The 14742-nt window shown below is 60.2% G+C and carries 14 protein-coding genes and 1 tRNA gene; 1 reads left to right on the forward strand and 14 read right to left on the reverse strand.

The window, feature by feature from the left end:
• Window positions 1–57: 57 nt before the first annotated feature.
• From AAIH70_RS11245 to AAIH70_RS11260, 4 genes are all read right to left on the reverse strand, one after another.
• Window positions 58–774 carry a hypothetical protein gene (locus AAIH70_RS11245; protein WP_430034052.1) on the reverse strand — a complete coding sequence of 239 codons (717 nt, stop codon included), beginning with the start codon at window positions 772–774 and terminating at the stop codon, window positions 58–60.
• Window positions 775–872: 98 nt separating this feature from the next.
• Window positions 873–1793, reverse strand: a complete 921-nt coding sequence (locus AAIH70_RS11250; protein ID WP_245519046.1) for a DMT family transporter — start codon at window positions 1791–1793, stop codon at window positions 873–875.
• Window positions 1794–1867: 74 nt separating this feature from the next.
• Window positions 1868–2791 (reverse strand): hypothetical protein, encoded by a 924-nt coding sequence (locus AAIH70_RS11255; RefSeq protein ID WP_132272316.1) that lies wholly within the window; start codon window positions 2789–2791, stop codon window positions 1868–1870.
• Between the two features lie 185 nt (window positions 2792–2976).
• Window positions 2977–3061, reverse strand: a tRNA-Leu gene (locus AAIH70_RS11260).
• Window positions 3062–3250: 189 nt separating this feature from the next.
• Between AAIH70_RS11260 and lipB the strand changes: the two genes are divergently transcribed.
• The gene (gene lipB / locus AAIH70_RS11265; RefSeq protein ID WP_132272317.1) at window positions 3251–3991 is read left to right on the forward strand and encodes a lipoyl(octanoyl) transferase LipB; all 741 of its coding nucleotides are present in this window, start codon (window positions 3251–3253) and stop codon (window positions 3989–3991) included.
• 33 nt (window positions 3992–4024) lie between these two features.
• On the opposite strand, the gene AAIH70_RS11270 is transcribed toward lipB, so the two are convergent.
• The 10 genes from AAIH70_RS11270 to AAIH70_RS11315 form a co-directional block, all read right to left on the reverse strand.
• A complete protein-coding gene (locus tag AAIH70_RS11270) occupies window positions 4025–4780 on the reverse strand; it encodes an amino acid ABC transporter ATP-binding protein (protein ID WP_132272318.1) in 756 nt (251 codons plus the stop codon).
• The gene (locus AAIH70_RS11275; RefSeq protein ID WP_132272319.1) at window positions 4777–5457 is read right to left on the reverse strand and encodes an amino acid ABC transporter permease; all 681 of its coding nucleotides are present in this window, start codon (window positions 5455–5457) and stop codon (window positions 4777–4779) included. Before AAIH70_RS11275 ends, AAIH70_RS11270 begins: the two co-directional genes overlap by 4 nt.
• 93 nt (window positions 5458–5550) lie before the next feature.
• Entirely contained in the window at window positions 5551–6324 is a 774-nt protein-coding gene (locus tag AAIH70_RS11280; RefSeq protein WP_132272320.1) for an amino acid ABC transporter substrate-binding protein, read from the reverse strand.
• A 256-nt stretch (window positions 6325–6580) separates the two neighbouring features.
• The gene (gene secD / locus AAIH70_RS11285; protein ID WP_132272321.1) at window positions 6581–9124 is read right to left on the reverse strand and encodes a protein translocase subunit SecD; all 2544 of its coding nucleotides are present in this window, start codon (window positions 9122–9124) and stop codon (window positions 6581–6583) included.
• A 78-nt stretch (window positions 9125–9202) separates the two neighbouring features.
• On the reverse strand, window positions 9203–9607 hold the full coding sequence (locus AAIH70_RS11290) for a hypothetical protein (RefSeq protein WP_430034056.1): 405 nt from the start codon (window positions 9605–9607) through the stop codon (window positions 9203–9205).
• Between the two features lie 118 nt (window positions 9608–9725).
• Window positions 9726–10154, reverse strand: a complete 429-nt coding sequence (locus AAIH70_RS11295; RefSeq protein WP_132272323.1) for an NUDIX domain-containing protein — start codon at window positions 10152–10154, stop codon at window positions 9726–9728.
• Between the two features lie 10 nt (window positions 10155–10164).
• The gene (locus AAIH70_RS11300) at window positions 10165–11715 is read right to left on the reverse strand and encodes a DEAD/DEAH box helicase (RefSeq protein WP_132272324.1); all 1551 of its coding nucleotides are present in this window, start codon (window positions 11713–11715) and stop codon (window positions 10165–10167) included.
• Between the two features lie 217 nt (window positions 11716–11932).
• On the reverse strand, window positions 11933–13237 hold the full coding sequence (locus AAIH70_RS11305; RefSeq protein WP_132272325.1) for a M23 family metallopeptidase: 1305 nt from the start codon (window positions 13235–13237) through the stop codon (window positions 11933–11935).
• A 150-nt stretch (window positions 13238–13387) separates the two neighbouring features.
• Window positions 13388–14236, reverse strand: a complete 849-nt coding sequence (locus tag AAIH70_RS11310; protein ID WP_132272326.1) for a ferritin-like domain-containing protein — start codon at window positions 14234–14236, stop codon at window positions 13388–13390.
• A 27-nt stretch (window positions 14237–14263) separates the two neighbouring features.
• A complete protein-coding gene (locus AAIH70_RS11315) occupies window positions 14264–14740 on the reverse strand; it encodes a peroxiredoxin (RefSeq protein WP_430034216.1) in 477 nt (158 codons plus the stop codon).
• Between the last annotated feature and the right edge of the window lie 2 nt (window positions 14741–14742).

Consider the following 14742-nt stretch of genomic DNA (forward strand, 5'->3'; position numbering starts at 1 on the left):
TCCGCTCCGGTTGAAGCGAAAGATTGCATTTGATGGAATGCAAAAATAAGCGTGGCGTCATGCTGCCCGGTGCGATTTCTCCAAAAATGCCTCATCCGAGGCTTGCAGCCACGCTGTCCGACCGGTTGCTCGCGTGACGTCAGGGCGCAATTGCAGCGAACCGATCAGCGTATTCCAGCCGGAATGATGATGCCGAGGCTCGGCCATCGCATCAATCGCCTGCAGCAGGTCGCGTTCGATTGCTGACAGCATTAGCCGGCCACCTTCGCATGCGCTGCGCAGCACACGCCACAGGTAGTGCAGGTCGGCGAGATCGATGCCCGGACTGCGGCTGGGGCGGCTCAGCGCATAGGCTGCGCGGCTGTTGGGAATGAGGCCAAGGCGCATCTGCTCCAGTGCAAAGGCATAGAGCCGATCCGGTGCGGATGCCGCCATATCCAGCGCGTGCAGAATGATCTCCAGCTCGAGCGGGGCGTGGACGACCCCCTCGACGGAAAGGGTTGATGTCAGCCAGTCGGCATTGCCCTTATCCAGCCAGCCGCGCGGATGGCGATGGTGGACGGCATAGGCCGCGATGTTCTCGATGACGTAACAATCCCATTGCGGGCAGGAAGAGGCGCAGGCGCGGTGGATTGCCAGAAGAAGGCAAGCGTCGTCCTCGGTTCTGATACCGTCGGAAAACGCGTGCTTGCGCAGCATCAAAAGGTCGTCGACGTCGAGTCGACGCTTCCCGGCGATAACACATGCCGGGAAAGAAAAGCGACCATCGCTCATCTTTGTCTCCGTTTCATCATGAAACTGAAATGGAGCTTAAACGACAGACGTTGAGGCCTCGCCAACGAGCGCGGTTAACGAATGACAATCGTTATGTTTCAGGCATTTGCCGACTGTGCCACTCTGACGCGTTCGCGCCAGATGATGAACAGGCCGGAAGCAACGATGATGGCTATGCCGAGCCATTTCGATGCAGTCGGGAAATCCCCAAAAAGCGCATATCCGAGCACGGTTGCCGAGATGATCTCGAAATATTGAAAGGGCGCGAGAAGCGAAAGCGAGGCGATCCGGAATGCCTGAACGACGACCAGATGAATATAGCCGGAAATGCCGCCGAGGAGCACCAGAAGGACAAGACCGAGCGTGGAGCCGGGCAGGCTGATCTCGAAATTCGGCATGGCGAGACCGCTGCCAATCCCAAGCGTTGCTGAGCAAAACAGCGTGCCGCCGAGCCCCGCCATGGTCTGCATGACGAGCGGGCTGTCGCCATCGCCAAGTGCGCGGTTCATGAAGAGGTAGAGCGTGTAGAGAAAGGCGCAGACGACCGGCAAAAGCGCCGTCCAGCCAAAGATCGCATAGCTCGGCTGGATGACGATCATGGCGCCGGCGAAACCGACTGCGATCGCGGTCCAGCGTCGCCAGCCGACACGCTCGCCGAGAAAGATCGCCGACATCAGCGTCAGCATGAAGGGTTCGACGAAATAGATGGCAAACACGTCGGCAAGCGGCATGTATTTGACGGCCGTGAAGAACATCAGGCTGGCCGCGCCATGAATGGCGCCGCGCAAAAGGTTCATCCACGGACGTTTGGCGACAATCACGCCACGGGTGGCGATCAGCAGCAGGGGCAGTAATGCCACGAACTGGAAGAAAAAGCGGTAGAAGGTGACCTGGCCCGGCGACATGGTTTCGAAAGTCGCCATGTATTTGGCGATCGCATCCATGATCGGCAGCACGAGCATGCAGCCTGCCATCAGGGCCATGCCCTTGAGCGGATTTTCAGCGGTGAGGGCAGTCATCGGAGGGCTTTCGCTATGGCTTGCAAACCTGTGGAGCACAGGTTTTGGTGGCGTGCAAGCCATGGCGCGCGGGATCAGGTCGGGCCTATCCCCGCTTTCTCGCAGGCGAACTGTATGGCATCGGAAACGGCTGCGAATTTCTGCGCCTGCCAGTGGTAATAATCCTGCACCAGGATCGGCGAGATCCAGCATTCGCCGCGATTGGTGCTGCCCTGCCAGCCGATCAGCCCCTGCGCCTTGGCACGCGAAAACAGTCGAACCGCATGGGTCGTCGAAACGAGATAACGTTTGGCGACTTCCGTGGCAGAGATGCTGCCAATCCAGATCGGATCCGAACCAAGTTCGCCACGGGGAACGCGGGCGACAAGATCGTGGATGACGCTGCTGCCGGAATCGGACTTGGTGAAGCCTGCGATGGTTCCCGGCGGGTTGCGCCAGTTCTGGTTATGCAGGAGCAGGCGGGCGAAGCGAGGCTGTGCAAGGTGCAGCAGGCGCGGGTGGGCCGCCAGCAAGGCTGCCCTGTTGCCGCCGTCCATGCAGTCGAGCCCACGCGCATGCGTATCGAAATAGAATCGGATCAGCTGTTCTGTATCGACCGTGGCACGAAATGCGCGGCTGCGGCGATCACCCTCATCGACGGGTTCGACGAAATTATAGTGCCGCATCTCGACGAGGAAGGCGAGAACGGTATTCTTGCTGGCCGCCGGCGTGTTTTCGAAAAAACGCAGGAGATTTGTTGCCGTCACCCCCGGCTTGGAAGGATCGAGCGTGTGCTCGAGATGCAGCGCCATCGCGGCATGGCTGAGCATGAAACGCTGGATATCGGCGACATAACGAACACGCTTGGGCAGCAGGCGATGTGCTTCCAGCAGTTCGATGGCCGTCAGGTGTTGTCCGTCGCGAAAATGCGGCAGGGCAACGAGTTCATGGGCTTCGTAGGCGCGGGGCGCCTCACTTGAAAAACCATTCTGGGCAGGCACGGCGCAAATGGCTGGCATGACACTCCCGGGCGATAATCGTTCCTGCCGTCTTCCAAAATGCTGCCGGCAAGGTTGCAGCTTTGGGACATTGCTATCAGCATTCACTGACAGCATCACGGCAATATCGTGAAACCTGTCCCGACGCAGAATAGAACATTAAAAAACCCCGTCAAACCAAATGGCTTGCGGGGGTTTCTTAATTTTGGTGCGGTCGAGAAGACTCGAACTTCCACGGGTTGCCCCACAGCGACCTCAACGCTGCGCGTCTACCAATTCCGCCACGACCGCATCGTGGTAGAGCCGAACTTGTCCGGCGAGGGAGCATTTAGCAAAAGGATTTTGCGGGCACAAGAGGACCGTGACAGATTTTTGAAGATAAAATCGGTCTGTGAATTCCTATATAGAGATGGTAGGGCAAAAGTCCCGCATTTGCAGGGCTTCTGGCTGCCAAGGCCTCGAAAAATATGGATAAAAAATATGTCGACGCGCACCGATCTTGATGTTTCGATGTTTCCACAGGCCGGTTTTCCACCGATCCGCTGGCGAATCTCGGACTGTCCCATCGGCTACGAGGATGCCGTAGCCGAAATGGAGCGCGAGGTGGCGGCGATTGCGGAGGGAAAAGCCGACGAACTCGTCTGGCTGCTGGAGCATCCGCCGCTTTATACGGCCGGTACCAGCGCCAATGCGGCCGACCTGATCGAGCCCAATCGCTTCCCGGTGTTTTCCACAGGGCGCGGTGGTGAATACACCTATCATGGGCCGGGACAGCGTGTTGCCTATGTGATGCTAGACCTGAAACGTCGCCGACCGGATGTGCGTGCCTATGTGGCGGCACTGGAAGAGGTGATCATCCGCACGCTCGATTCGATGAATGTGCGCGGAGAGCGGCGCGAGGATCGAGTCGGTGTGTGGGTGAAGCGCCCTGAAAAGCCGCTTCTGTTCGATGGCAGCATGGCGGAAGACAAGATTGCCGCTTTTGGCATCCGGCTGCGTCGCTGGGTGAGTTTCCATGGGCTGGCTCTGAACGTGGAGCCGGATCTTTCCCATTTCGAGGGGATCGTGCCCTGCGGCATCAGCGGTTATGGCGTGACGAGCCTCGTCGATCTCGGCCTGCCGGTGATGATGACGGACGTGGATATCCGTCTGCGCGAGGCTTTCGAGAGTGTTTTCGGGGCGACGATGTCGGAGACGCTGCTGCAGGTGGAGCCGTCGTAAGGTGTTTCGGCCCGGATAACCGGGCCGAACAGTTCAGAGTGTCTGTGCTGCGTTGATCGACGAAACGAACCGCTTCGTGCGCTCATGGGTGGGTGCGCGAAAAACCTGTTCGGCATTGCCGGTTTCGACCACCAGGCCAGCTTCCAGAAACACCACGAGATTGGCGACCTGTGAGGCAAGCCGCAGGTCATGCGTTGCCATGACCATGGTCGTGCCTTCCTTCGCCAGCGTGCCCAGCACGTCGACGACTTCCGCAGACAGTTCCGGGTCGAGCGCAGACGTAGGTTCGTCGCAGAGCAGAACCTTTGGCGATGGTGCAAGGGCTCGGGCAATCGCGACGCGCTGCTGCTGGCCGCCGGAGAGGTTGGCCGGCCAGGCATCGGCCTTGTGGGCCATGCCGACCTTGGTCAGCAGTTCCATGGCGCGGGCCTTGGCCTTTTCGCGCGACCATTTCTGCACGACGAGCAGGCCTTCCATGACATTCTCGATCGCCGTGCGATGCGGGAAGAGCTGAAAATTTTGAAACACCATGCCGGTCTGGCTGCGCAGTTTCTGGATCGATGACCATGCGGCCTTTTTGCCGGGCGCAAATGTGGCGGTGTCGTCGCCGATGCGCACGGTGCCGGCTGTGGGCTGTTCCAGAAGGTTGATGCAGCGGAGTAGGGTGCTCTTGCCGCCGCCAGAAGGGCCGACAAGCGCCGTGACGCTGCCTTCCGGGAAGGACAGCGAAATATCCTTGAGGATGACGGCGTCGCCGAACTTCTTTTCGATATGGGAAAGCTCGATCATCGGTTGGCCTCCAGCATGCCGCCATACCGGGCGAAACGGACTTCCAGTCGCGATTGCAGGTGGGAGAGGACGGAACTCAGGGCGAGGTAGATAATGGCGGCCTCGATATAAAGGATCAGCGGCTCATAGGTGGTGGCGACGATGCGCTGTGCCGACTGAAACAGTTCCGGCACGGTGATGGCAGCGGCGAGTGATGTGTCCTTCACCAGCGAAATAAAAGTGTTCGACAGCGGCGGCACCGAGACACGGCCGGCCTGCGGCAGGATGGTGCGGCGCATGGCCTGTGACCAGTTCATGCCGGTCGAATAGGCGGCTTCCCACTGGCCCTTGGGCACGGAAGAGATCGCAGCGCGAATGATTTCCGACGTATAGGCGCCGACATTGAGCGTGAAGCCGATCAGGGCTGCCGGGAAGGCATCGAGAAGAATACCGATGCTGGGCAGGCCATAGAAGATCACGAACAACTGCACCAGCAGTGGCGTGCCACGGATGATCCACACATAGAAACGGGCGATCGCAGCGACCGGCATCGGCCCGAACAGGCGGGCGACGGCTGTCAGCAGGCCGAGCGCAAGGCCAAAAGTGAAGGACAGGAGTGTCAGCGGGATGGTGAATTTGACGCCGGCCCAGAGCAGGGTGGGCAGCGAATCCATCATCAGTTGAAGCCAGTGCGGCACAGCAAAACCTCAAAAAATACGACGCCCGACGAAAATCGCCGGGCGTGTTTAAAAAACGATAATGACGTAATTTCGCTCAGCAGAACAGAGTTCTTACTTGGAAACGTCGGCGCCGAAATATTTGTCGGAGATGGTCTTGTAGGTGCCATCAGCCTTGATGTCGGTGAGCGCCTTGTTGATGGCGGCAACCAGATCGTCGTCACCCTTGCGCACGATGATACCGGAATGATCGGCGTCGGCCTTTTCGGCAACGATCTTCACCGGCGCGTCAGGCTGCTTCTTCTTGAAGTCGAGGAAGGACAGGCTGTCGTTGACAGTGGCATCGGCGCGGCGGGTCAGGACAAGCTGGATCGACTGGTCGAAACCATCGGTGCCGACCAGCTCTGCGCCGGCAGCTTCGGCGAGCTTGCCAAAATTGCTGGTCAGCGACTGGGCCGACTTCTTGCCCTTCAGGTCTTCGAACGTCTTGATCTCGGTGTTGTTGTCGCGAACGATCAGCACGGCCTTCGATGCGATATAGGGATCGGAAAAGGCGTATTTCTGCTTGCGGGCTTCGGTGATGCCGACCTGATTGATGACCGTGTCGTAACGCTTGGCATCGAGGCCGGCGATCAGGCCGTCCCACTTGCCTTCGACGAACTCGGCCTTGACGCCAAGCTTCTTGGCGACGGCTTCGCCGATCTCGACATCGAAGCCGACCAGCTTGTTGGCGGAATCGTGGAAGGTGAAGGGCGCGTAGGTGCCTTCTGTGCCGATCTTGATAACGCCTGCGGCCTTGATCTGGTCGAGGTTTTCACCGGCGAGCGACGGAGTGATGGCGACAGCCTGTAGTACGGCGGCAGCGGCAATGGTTTTCAGCCAGTTCATTTGCATTTCCTCATTCATCATCCGGCCCACTTCGAATTGTTCATGGCGGCCGGGTTGTGTTCGATGCCGTGTTATCTAGGAAAGCCGTGGCATTTGCAGGAGAGGAAAGAGCCAAAAAATCAGGCAAATGAGAATATTTTGCTCAATGGTGAGGTCTATTGGAAATCGCTTGAGAAATGCCCTCTCTGCATTCTTTCAAAAGAAAAGGGCCGCCCTTGCGGACGACCCTTCAGTTCAAATGTTCTTTTCGTCGGCCTTACGGCTTGGCAGCGATGGCGGCCTTGCCGGTTTCGGTTTCTTCGGCGTCGTCGGCGATCATCGCCTTGCCGTGGCGCTTGCGCCAGTCGCCAAGGAAAAGAAGGATCGGAGCGGCGATAAAGACCGAAGACAGGGCTGCAACGGCAATGCCGAACACCATCGGGATGGCGAAGCTGGAGACGGCGCTGCCGCCCCAGATGGCCATCGGCAGCAGCGACAGGAAGGCCGTTGCCGAGGTGTAGAGGCTGCGTGCCAGCGTTTCGTTGATCGAGCGGTCGATCAGGTCACGCAACGGCATCTTCTTGTAGAGGCGCATGTTTTCACGCATGCGGTCATAAACCACGACCTTGTCGTTGACCGAATAACCGACCAGCGTCAGCACGGCAGCGATGGCCGTCAGGTTGAAGTCGAGGCCGGTGATCGCGAAGAAACCGACCGTCTTGGTGACGTCGAGGATCAGCGTGATCATGGCGCCGACCGCGAACGGCCATTCGAACCGTGCCCAGATGTAGATCGTCATGGCGATGGCGGCGAGCGCCAGCGACAGGAAGCCGGCAATCGCAAGCTCGCCCGACACTTTTGGTCCAACGACTTCGGTACGCTCCACCTTGGCGGTGGCATCGATCTTCACGACTTCGGCCTTCAGGGCTTCGACGGCATTGGTCTGGGCCTGTTCGCCACCTTCCTGACGCTCGACGCGCACGAGGATGTGGTTGTTGCTGCCGAATTCCTGCAGCGCCACTTCACCGAATCCGAGACCGTTGAGGCCCGAGCGGAAGGCCGCGAGATCGGCTTCGTTCTGGGTTACGACTTCCATCTGGATGCCGCCCTGGAAATCGACGCCGTAGTTGAGACCAGGCTTGAAGAACAGCACGACCGAGGCGATCGACAGGATGATCGACAGGCCGATACCGACAAAACGACCCTTCATGAAGGCGATATTGGTGCCATCCGGAACGAGGTTGATCGGCAGAAGCGGCTTGATGTCGATCTTCTTCAGCTTCTTGCGGGCAGTGATGGCGATCATCAGAACGCGCACGACGGAAACCGCGGTGAACATCGAGATGACGATACCGAGGCCCATGGTGACGGCAAACCCGCGAACCGGGCCGGAGCCGAACCAGAAGAGCAGAACGGTGGCGATCAGCGCCGTGACGTTACTGTCGACGATGGTCGAATAGGCGCGGGCAAAACCGGCGTCGATGGCGGCAAAGACAGTCTTGCCCTTGCGGGTTTCTTCCTTGATGCGCTCGTTGATGAGAACGTTGGCGTCAACCGCCAGACCGATGCCGAGCACGATACCGGCAATGCCGGGCAGTGTCAGCGTGGAGCCGATTAGTGTCAGGCCTGCGAAGGTGAGGATGACGTTGATCATCAGGGCAAAATTGGCGAGCAGGCCCCAGCTTCCGTAGAGGAAGAAGATGAAGGCGACGACGGCACCGAAACCGATCAGGCCGGTGAAGATACCCATTTCGATGGCGTCAGAACCGAGGTCGGCGCCGACGGTGCGTTCTTCGATGACGGTCAGCTTGGCCGGCAGGGAGCCTGCGCGCAGCAGGGCGCTGAGCGTGTTGGCTTCCTGAACTGAGAAGCTGCCGGAGATCTGGCCCTGGCCGCCGGTGATCGGCGTCTGGATGACCGGAGCGCTCAGCACCTTGTTGTCGAGGACGATGGCAAAAGGCTTGCCGACATTCTGCTGGGTGATCTGCGCGAAGCGGGCGGCACCCGAACTGTCGAAGCGGAAGGAAACGATCGGACGCTGGCTCTGCTGCTCGAAGGCGGCGCGGGCATCTGTCAGATGGTCACCCGACAGTTCGACGCGATCGAGAACCGGGTACTGCTGGCCCTGTTCGTCCGGGATCATGGTGACGCCGGGTTCGCCCTGGTTGCCGAGAAGGTGGAAGCTCATCTTGGCGGTGGAGCCGAGCAACTGGCGCAGACGCGACGGATCCTGTTCGCCCGGAAGCTGGACGAGAACGCGGTCAGAACCGACGCGCTGGATCGTCGGTTCGGCAACGCCGACCTGGTCGACACGCTGGCGGATGATTTCCAGGCTCTGCTCGACGGCATTGGTGATGTACTGGTTGATGCCGGCATCTGTGTAGTTGAGCGTGATCGTGTTGTCGCGCGGGGTGGCGACGTTGAGATCGCTCTGGCCGATGGCGGTGGCGAGGCTGACCGGGTTGGACAGCGTGCGCAGCTGGGTGACAGCCTGGTCACGCTGGGCGGGATCGCGCAGCGTTACCGTGATGCTGTCGCCGGTGCGGCGGATCGTGGTCGTTTCGATGCGCTGGTCGCGCAGAACGCGGCGGCTATCCTGGGTCAGGCTTTGCAGACGCTCATTAATCAGGTCGGCGCGATCGACTTCCAGCACGAGGTGGGAGCCACCGCGAAGGTCGAGGCCGAGGGAAACCTGCGTATGCGGCAGCCATGACGGCATGCGCGCCAGCATGGATGGCGAAAGAATGTTGGGCAACGCCACCAGCGTGCCGATTAAAATGATGACGATATAGGTCGCCACCAGCCAGCGGGAATTTCTCATGGATATGGTCCTGTTGCGCGCAAGGCACCAAGGGTGCCGTCAGGAAGCGCTGTTTTCATTTCGCGAGCGATAAGGGCGTCACGAAAGGCGAGGCGGGCCGCGCGCAAGGGCGAGGACCGTAAACTGTGAAAGCTGCTGCTGGAGGGCGGCGATCTTGCCGCGCCAGGCATCAAACGGGTGGGCGAGTGGGCTGGAGGACGGAAGGATGCCGTCGACCGTGCCCTGCCACGGGGATTGATGTTTTTCCGAAATAGCCGTCGCCACCGCCACACGCGGCTGTTCGCGATTGGCGAGCTGCAACGTGTTGTCGCCGCCTTCGCTATCGAACAGCTGGCGGCATTGCTGCAGCATGGAATTGGCTGTCTGGAAACCCGATCCGGAAAAGGCCGCGATCAGCAGAAAGGCGACAAGCGCCGGCCAGCGCGTCAGAATGGCTAAACCATCCGCGCGAAAGGACCGTGCAGCCTTTCTCGTCTCGTGCATTCAAGCTCCGCTAGCGCTGTAGGGCATCCAGTTGCGGCGACTGTTTAACTTTTGGGTAAAGAAGGGTCAATCGCCAATCAATCCCGCAGTGCAACGGTTGCGGCATAATACCGTGATCTTATGCCGGGCTGGCGTTTGCCAAGGCTGCAAATGCCTTGTGCGAAAACACCGAAAGCGGCTGCGGCAGATCGGACAGGTCGAACCAGCCCATTTCGGAGAGCTTTTCCGGTTCGGTCAGCTGGGCTTCGCCGGAAAAGTCGCGGGCGACATAGATCATCGAGATCCAGTGCTGGCGATCGGCGGCGATGATTTCCTCAAGTGTGCAGAGAAAATCGACGGCGCCGATGGAAAGGCCGGTTTCTTCCTCGGCCTCGCGGCGGGCGGCTTCAGAGGAATGCTCCATCTGATCGACCTTGCCGCCGACGATATTCCAGTGCCCGGCTTCCGGCGCCTTGACGCGCCGGTAAAGCAAAACCCTGCCGTCGGCGCGCTGAATGATCAGACCGCAGCCGACGCCGGGGAAATTGATGCCGGGGAGTGCCGTCATGACAGACGGATCAGGCCTTGCCGGCGATCAGCATGAAGGCCGGGATGTCGTCGCCGAAACCGACCGGTGTCGGGCCGTCATCGTGGTCACGGTGATGGCGCTGGCGGCGCTGGTCGCGACCGTCGTCGTTTGCCGGATACGGGCGCGCATTGCGAGACCCGTTCTGCTGCCTGCGGGTATCTTGCTTGGGCTCGGCGTTCACGACTTCTGTCCTTGTGGTTTCCGCGACGGGGGCGGGTTCTTTTGGCTGGCTGACTACGACAGTATCGACCGGCTTGGTGTCATCCGAATGACTGGACGATCCGCGACGGCTGCTGCTGTCGCGATCGCGGCCACGGTCTCTGCCGCGATCCTTGTCACCACGGCCCTTGTCGCGGCCTCTGCGACCCTTGTCGCCGCTCTCGAAACTCTCCATCGGGGCTCCGAGCTCCGACAGATCGCCGGAAAGCCATTCGATCTTTTCGTTGATCAGCTTCTCGATCGCATCGAGATACTTCGAATCGGACTTGGTGACCAGCGTGAAAGCCTTGCCGGAGCGGCCGGCGCGACCAGTACGGCCGATACGGTGGACATAGTCTTCCGCATGGATCGGCACGTCGAAATTGAAGACGTGGCTGACGTCAGGAATGTCCAGGCCGCGTGCAGCAACGTCGGACGCGACGAGCAGCGTGATCTGGTTATCCTTAAAGCCCTGCAGCATGGCCGTGCGCGAACGCTGGTCCATGTCGCCATGCAGTGCGCCGACGGAAAAACCGTGGCGTTCCAGCGAACGGAACAGATCGGCGACATCCTTCTTGCGGTTGCAGAAGATGATGGCGTTCTTCAGTTCGTCCTGCGCCTTGATGAGATCGCGCAGTACGGAGCGCTTCTCGTAATCCTTGTTGTGCGATGCGACGATGCGCTGCGTGATCGTCTTCGTCGTCGAAGACGGCTTGGCAACTTCGACGCGTTCCGGATTTTGCAGGAAGCGGTCGGCCAGCTTCTGGATTTCCGGCGGCATGGTGGCCGAGAAGAACAGCGTCTGGCGCGTGAACGGGATCATCTTGGCGATGCGTTCGATATCCGGGATGAAACCCATGTCGAGCATGCGGTCGGCTTCGTCGATGACGAAAACCTCAACGCCGGTCATCAGCAGCTTACCACGCTCGCAATGGTCGAGCAGGCGGCCGGGTGTGCAGATCAGCACGTCGGCGCCGCGCTCAAGCTTGCGGTCCTGCTCGTCGAATGACACGCCACCGATCAGCAGGGCGACGTTGAGCTTGTGGTTCTTGCCGTATTTTTCGAAATTCTCGGCGACCTGTGCCGCGAGTTCGCGGGTCGGCTCAAGAATCAGTGTGCGCGGCATGCGGGCGCGTGCCCGGCCCTTTTCGAGCAGGGTCAGCATCGGCAATACGAAGGATGCCGTCTTACCGGTACCCGTCTGGGCGATGCCGAGGATATCGCGACGCTGCAGCGCCGGCGGAATGGCACCCGCCTGGATAGGCGTGGGCGTGGTGTAGCCCGCGTCGGTTACAGCGGAAAGGACTTTCTGGCTCAGGCCAAGATCAGCAAATGTCGTCAAAGGGAGGTTGTTTCCCGTTCCGGTTCGGTGCGAACACGTGTGAGTCGGGTCTTAGTCCTGCCCGACGATGGGGCCACATAAAATCAAAAAGACGTCAAGTCAAGAAATGCGACCATAAGGCGGCGATGTTAGTGAACAAAACGGTGACTTGTCACGCACATGTGCGAGCAAAGCCTTCCCGCAACGGCCGCATAACTGGCAATCGTCAGTTTCAAGCTCAGTTCATGTAGGTGGTGAGTTTCAGGCCGGCATTGAGGAAATGGATGGGATTGACCGCCTCGCCATTGCGGCGAACCTCGTAGTGTACATGCGGGCCGGTGGCGCGCCCTGTAGCACCGGCGCGGCCGATGGTCTGCCCGGTGGCAATCGTCTGGCCTTCATGGACCAGAATGCGCGACAGGTGGCCGAAACGTGTGGTGATGCCCTGGCCATGGTCGATTTCGACGAGATTGCCGTAACCGGCGGCCGGTCCGGCAGTGATGACCTTGCCGGCACCTGTTGCCTTGACGGGCAAGCCGGTTTCGGCCTGAAAATCAATGCCGCCGTGGAAGGCCAGACGACCAAGGAAGGGATCGGGACGATTGCCGAATCGGCTGGTGATGCCCTGGCCGGGCGCCGGATTGCCATAGGGCAGGGCAAGTGCCGTCTCGCGGACGGTTTCCAGCCGGCTGAGTGCCGAATCGAGTTCATCAAGCGAGGCGTTGAAGCGGTCGAATTTCATCGGCTCGACAAACGGGCCGCCAATGCCGCCCTTTACCTCGCCGCCTTTCATGTCGCCGGTGCGCAGGCCGGGGGTCTCCAGTGTCTGGGCCTCGCCGCGCCTGTCGGAAACATCGACGCCGGTGCGGCGCATGATTTGCGTCATCGTATCTGCCGTCTTCGACGCGCCGGCCGTCAGGCCTTCGATGGTCTTCAACTGCTCGCTTTCGATGCCTTTCAGCGACAATGTCACTTTGGAAAAGATGCGGTCGGCGCGGTCGGCCATGTTTTCGCCGTTGCCGGCATAGGCAAGCGCTGAGGTCGGTGGCGCGATGGAGGAGGTGGTCAGGCCTGCCTGGCGATCGATTGCGTCAGCGGCCGTCTCTTTTCCCTGAGATGCCGGTGCTGCGGAGACGCCTGCCTCTTCGGCACGTTCCAGCAGCGAACCGAGCTTGCCGTTGCGCGAAAACAGCGCCGTCTGCTGGCGCAGCAGTTTTTCCACCTTCTGTTCCACCAGTTGCTGGTCGAGTAACTGGCGCGAGGTCACACGATCGAGCTGGGCGCGCAGGGAGGAAATGCGGTCTTCATAGTCGTGCTGGATGCGGGCTTGGCGGGCCATGGTCGCGCCGATCAGATCGTCCCGCATGACGAGATAGGCTGTGGCGCCAAGATAACCAAGGGCGAAAAGGCCGATCGTGCCTGCGACCAGACCGGTCATCCAGGGGCGGATGACCATGTGGCGGACCTTGTCGCCGGAGGCGAGGACAAGAACGTGCTGCGTGGCACGTTTTCCAAACACTCTGTTTTCGCCTGCGTCGGCCAAGATTCGTCTCCCGGATTGCGACTCGTTTGCTGGTCGCTCGGCATGCCGGGATTACACAATGTTAGGGTTAATGAATGCTTTACGGGGTGCGCAGCGGAATTACCCGGAACTATTTGTAGGTGAAGCCAACTGACTGTCCGATATTGCCTATTAGGATTGGCTTGTGGAGGTGAGGGAACGGTAGAAGGATGGCGTCAGCCCGGCTTCGGCGCGGGCGACGTCGTTAAAGGGCGGCTTCAGCGCGCCACGAAAATTGGCGCAGACCAGGTCCTTGAACGTCGCGGCCGGGTCCTTGCGCTCGCGGGCACACAGGAAGCGGAACCATTTCGCGCCGATTGCCACATGGCCTTTCTCGTCGTTGTAGATCACGTCGAGCACGGCGGCGGTCTCGTGATCGCCGGTCTGGCGCATCTTGGCCTGCAAGGATGGCGTCACATCGAGGCCGCGCGCTTCCAGTATGAGCGGCACGACTGCAAGACGGGCCGTCAGGTCATTGCGTGTGGAGTGGGCTGCCTGCCAGAGGCCGTCATGGGCAGGCATGTCGCCGTAATCGGCTCCCAGCTCGTTGAGGCGGGCGCGGACCATGCGAAAATGTTTCGCTTCCTCAAATGCCACCTGCATCCAGCCATCGAAAAACGAATGCGGTACCGGCTCGCTGGCAAAACGGGCGACGATATCGAGTGCGAGATCGACCGCATTGAGTTCGATATGGGCGATGGAATGCAGGAGTGCGATCCGGCCGTTGACGGTGTGCAGCGAACGTTTTTCGACCGCGCGCGGCGGCACCAGTTCAGGCTTTTCAGGGCGGCCGGGCCGCAGCGGCAAAGGCGGGTCGAGGGGAGAACGCAGAGAGAGGCGGCGTTCGAACCAGCGCGTGGCGGTTTCCTGCGCCAACAGCGTCTTGCGATCGAGATCGGCAGAGAGAATTGCCTCGGTGGCGCCGCCCCGCAGGGAGCCGGGATTGAGCGGAGCCGCTTCGGTCTGCTTGCCGTTCGCCATTGAAGGTTCTCCCTGCCTTGATCCGCCTTACGTAGCGGAAAGCGCCCGCGCCGCTGCCAGAACTTCCTCTGCGTGACCCTTGACCTTCACCTTGGGCCAGATCTGGCGGAGAATGCCGTCGGCCCCGATCAGGAATGTCGAGCGCTCGATGCCCATATAGGAGCGGCCATACATGCTCTTTTCCTTCCAGGCGCCGTAAGCGTTCGCCGCGACTTGGTCCGTATCGGCGGCGAGGATGAGTGAGAGCGAATGTTTTGCGATAAACTTTTCGTGCTTGGCGACCGTATCCGGCGAAACGCCGATGACGACAGTGCCGGTTTTTTCAAATTCGGCGGCCAAGCTCGTAAAATCAATGGCTTCGGTGGTGCAGCCGCTCGTATCGTCCTTCGGATAGAAATACAGAACGACGGTTTTTCCCTTCAAATCTGCCAGGGAAACGGTGCCGCCGCCGTCACGTGGCAGGGCAAAAGCGGGTGCAGGCTGACCAATTGCGAGTTCAGACATGA

Origin of the sequence: Neorhizobium sp. BT27B (genome assembly GCF_050455485.1) — a bacterium.
GTDB lineage: Bacteria > Pseudomonadota > Alphaproteobacteria > Rhizobiales > Rhizobiaceae > Neorhizobium.

What these genes read in the sequence shown, in the direction of transcription:
- AAIH70_RS11245 (WP_430034052.1), bottom strand. Translation starts at nt 774, where the DNA reads ATGAGCGATGGTCGCTTTTCTTTCCCGGCATGTGTTATCGCCGGGAAG.
- AAIH70_RS11250 (WP_245519046.1), bottom strand. Translation starts at nt 1,793, where the DNA reads ATGACTGCCCTCACCGCTGAAAATCCGCTCAAGGGCATGGCCCTGATG.
- AAIH70_RS11255 (WP_132272316.1), bottom strand. Translation starts at nt 2,791, where the DNA reads ATGCCAGCCATTTGCGCCGTGCCTGCCCAGAATGGTTTTTCAAGTGAG.
- lipB (WP_132272317.1), top strand. Translation starts at nt 3,251, where the DNA reads ATGTCGACGCGCACCGATCTTGATGTTTCGATGTTTCCACAGGCCGGT.
- AAIH70_RS11270 (WP_132272318.1), bottom strand. Translation starts at nt 4,780, where the DNA reads ATGATCGAGCTTTCCCATATCGAAAAGAAGTTCGGCGACGCCGTCATC.
- AAIH70_RS11280 (WP_132272320.1), bottom strand. Translation starts at nt 6,324, where the DNA reads ATGAACTGGCTGAAAACCATTGCCGCTGCCGCCGTACTACAGGCTGTC.
- secD (WP_132272321.1), bottom strand. Translation starts at nt 9,124, where the DNA reads ATGAGAAATTCCCGCTGGCTGGTGGCGACCTATATCGTCATCATTTTA.
- AAIH70_RS11290 (WP_430034056.1), bottom strand. Translation starts at nt 9,607, where the DNA reads ATGCACGAGACGAGAAAGGCTGCACGGTCCTTTCGCGCGGATGGTTTA.
- AAIH70_RS11295 (WP_132272323.1), bottom strand. Translation starts at nt 10,154, where the DNA reads ATGACGGCACTCCCCGGCATCAATTTCCCCGGCGTCGGCTGCGGTCTG.
- AAIH70_RS11310 (WP_132272326.1), bottom strand. Translation starts at nt 14,236, where the DNA reads ATGGCGAACGGCAAGCAGACCGAAGCGGCTCCGCTCAATCCCGGCTCC.
- AAIH70_RS11315 (WP_430034216.1), bottom strand. Translation starts at nt 14,740, where the DNA reads ATGTCTGAACTCGCAATTGGTCAGCCTGCACCCGCTTTTGCCCTGCCA.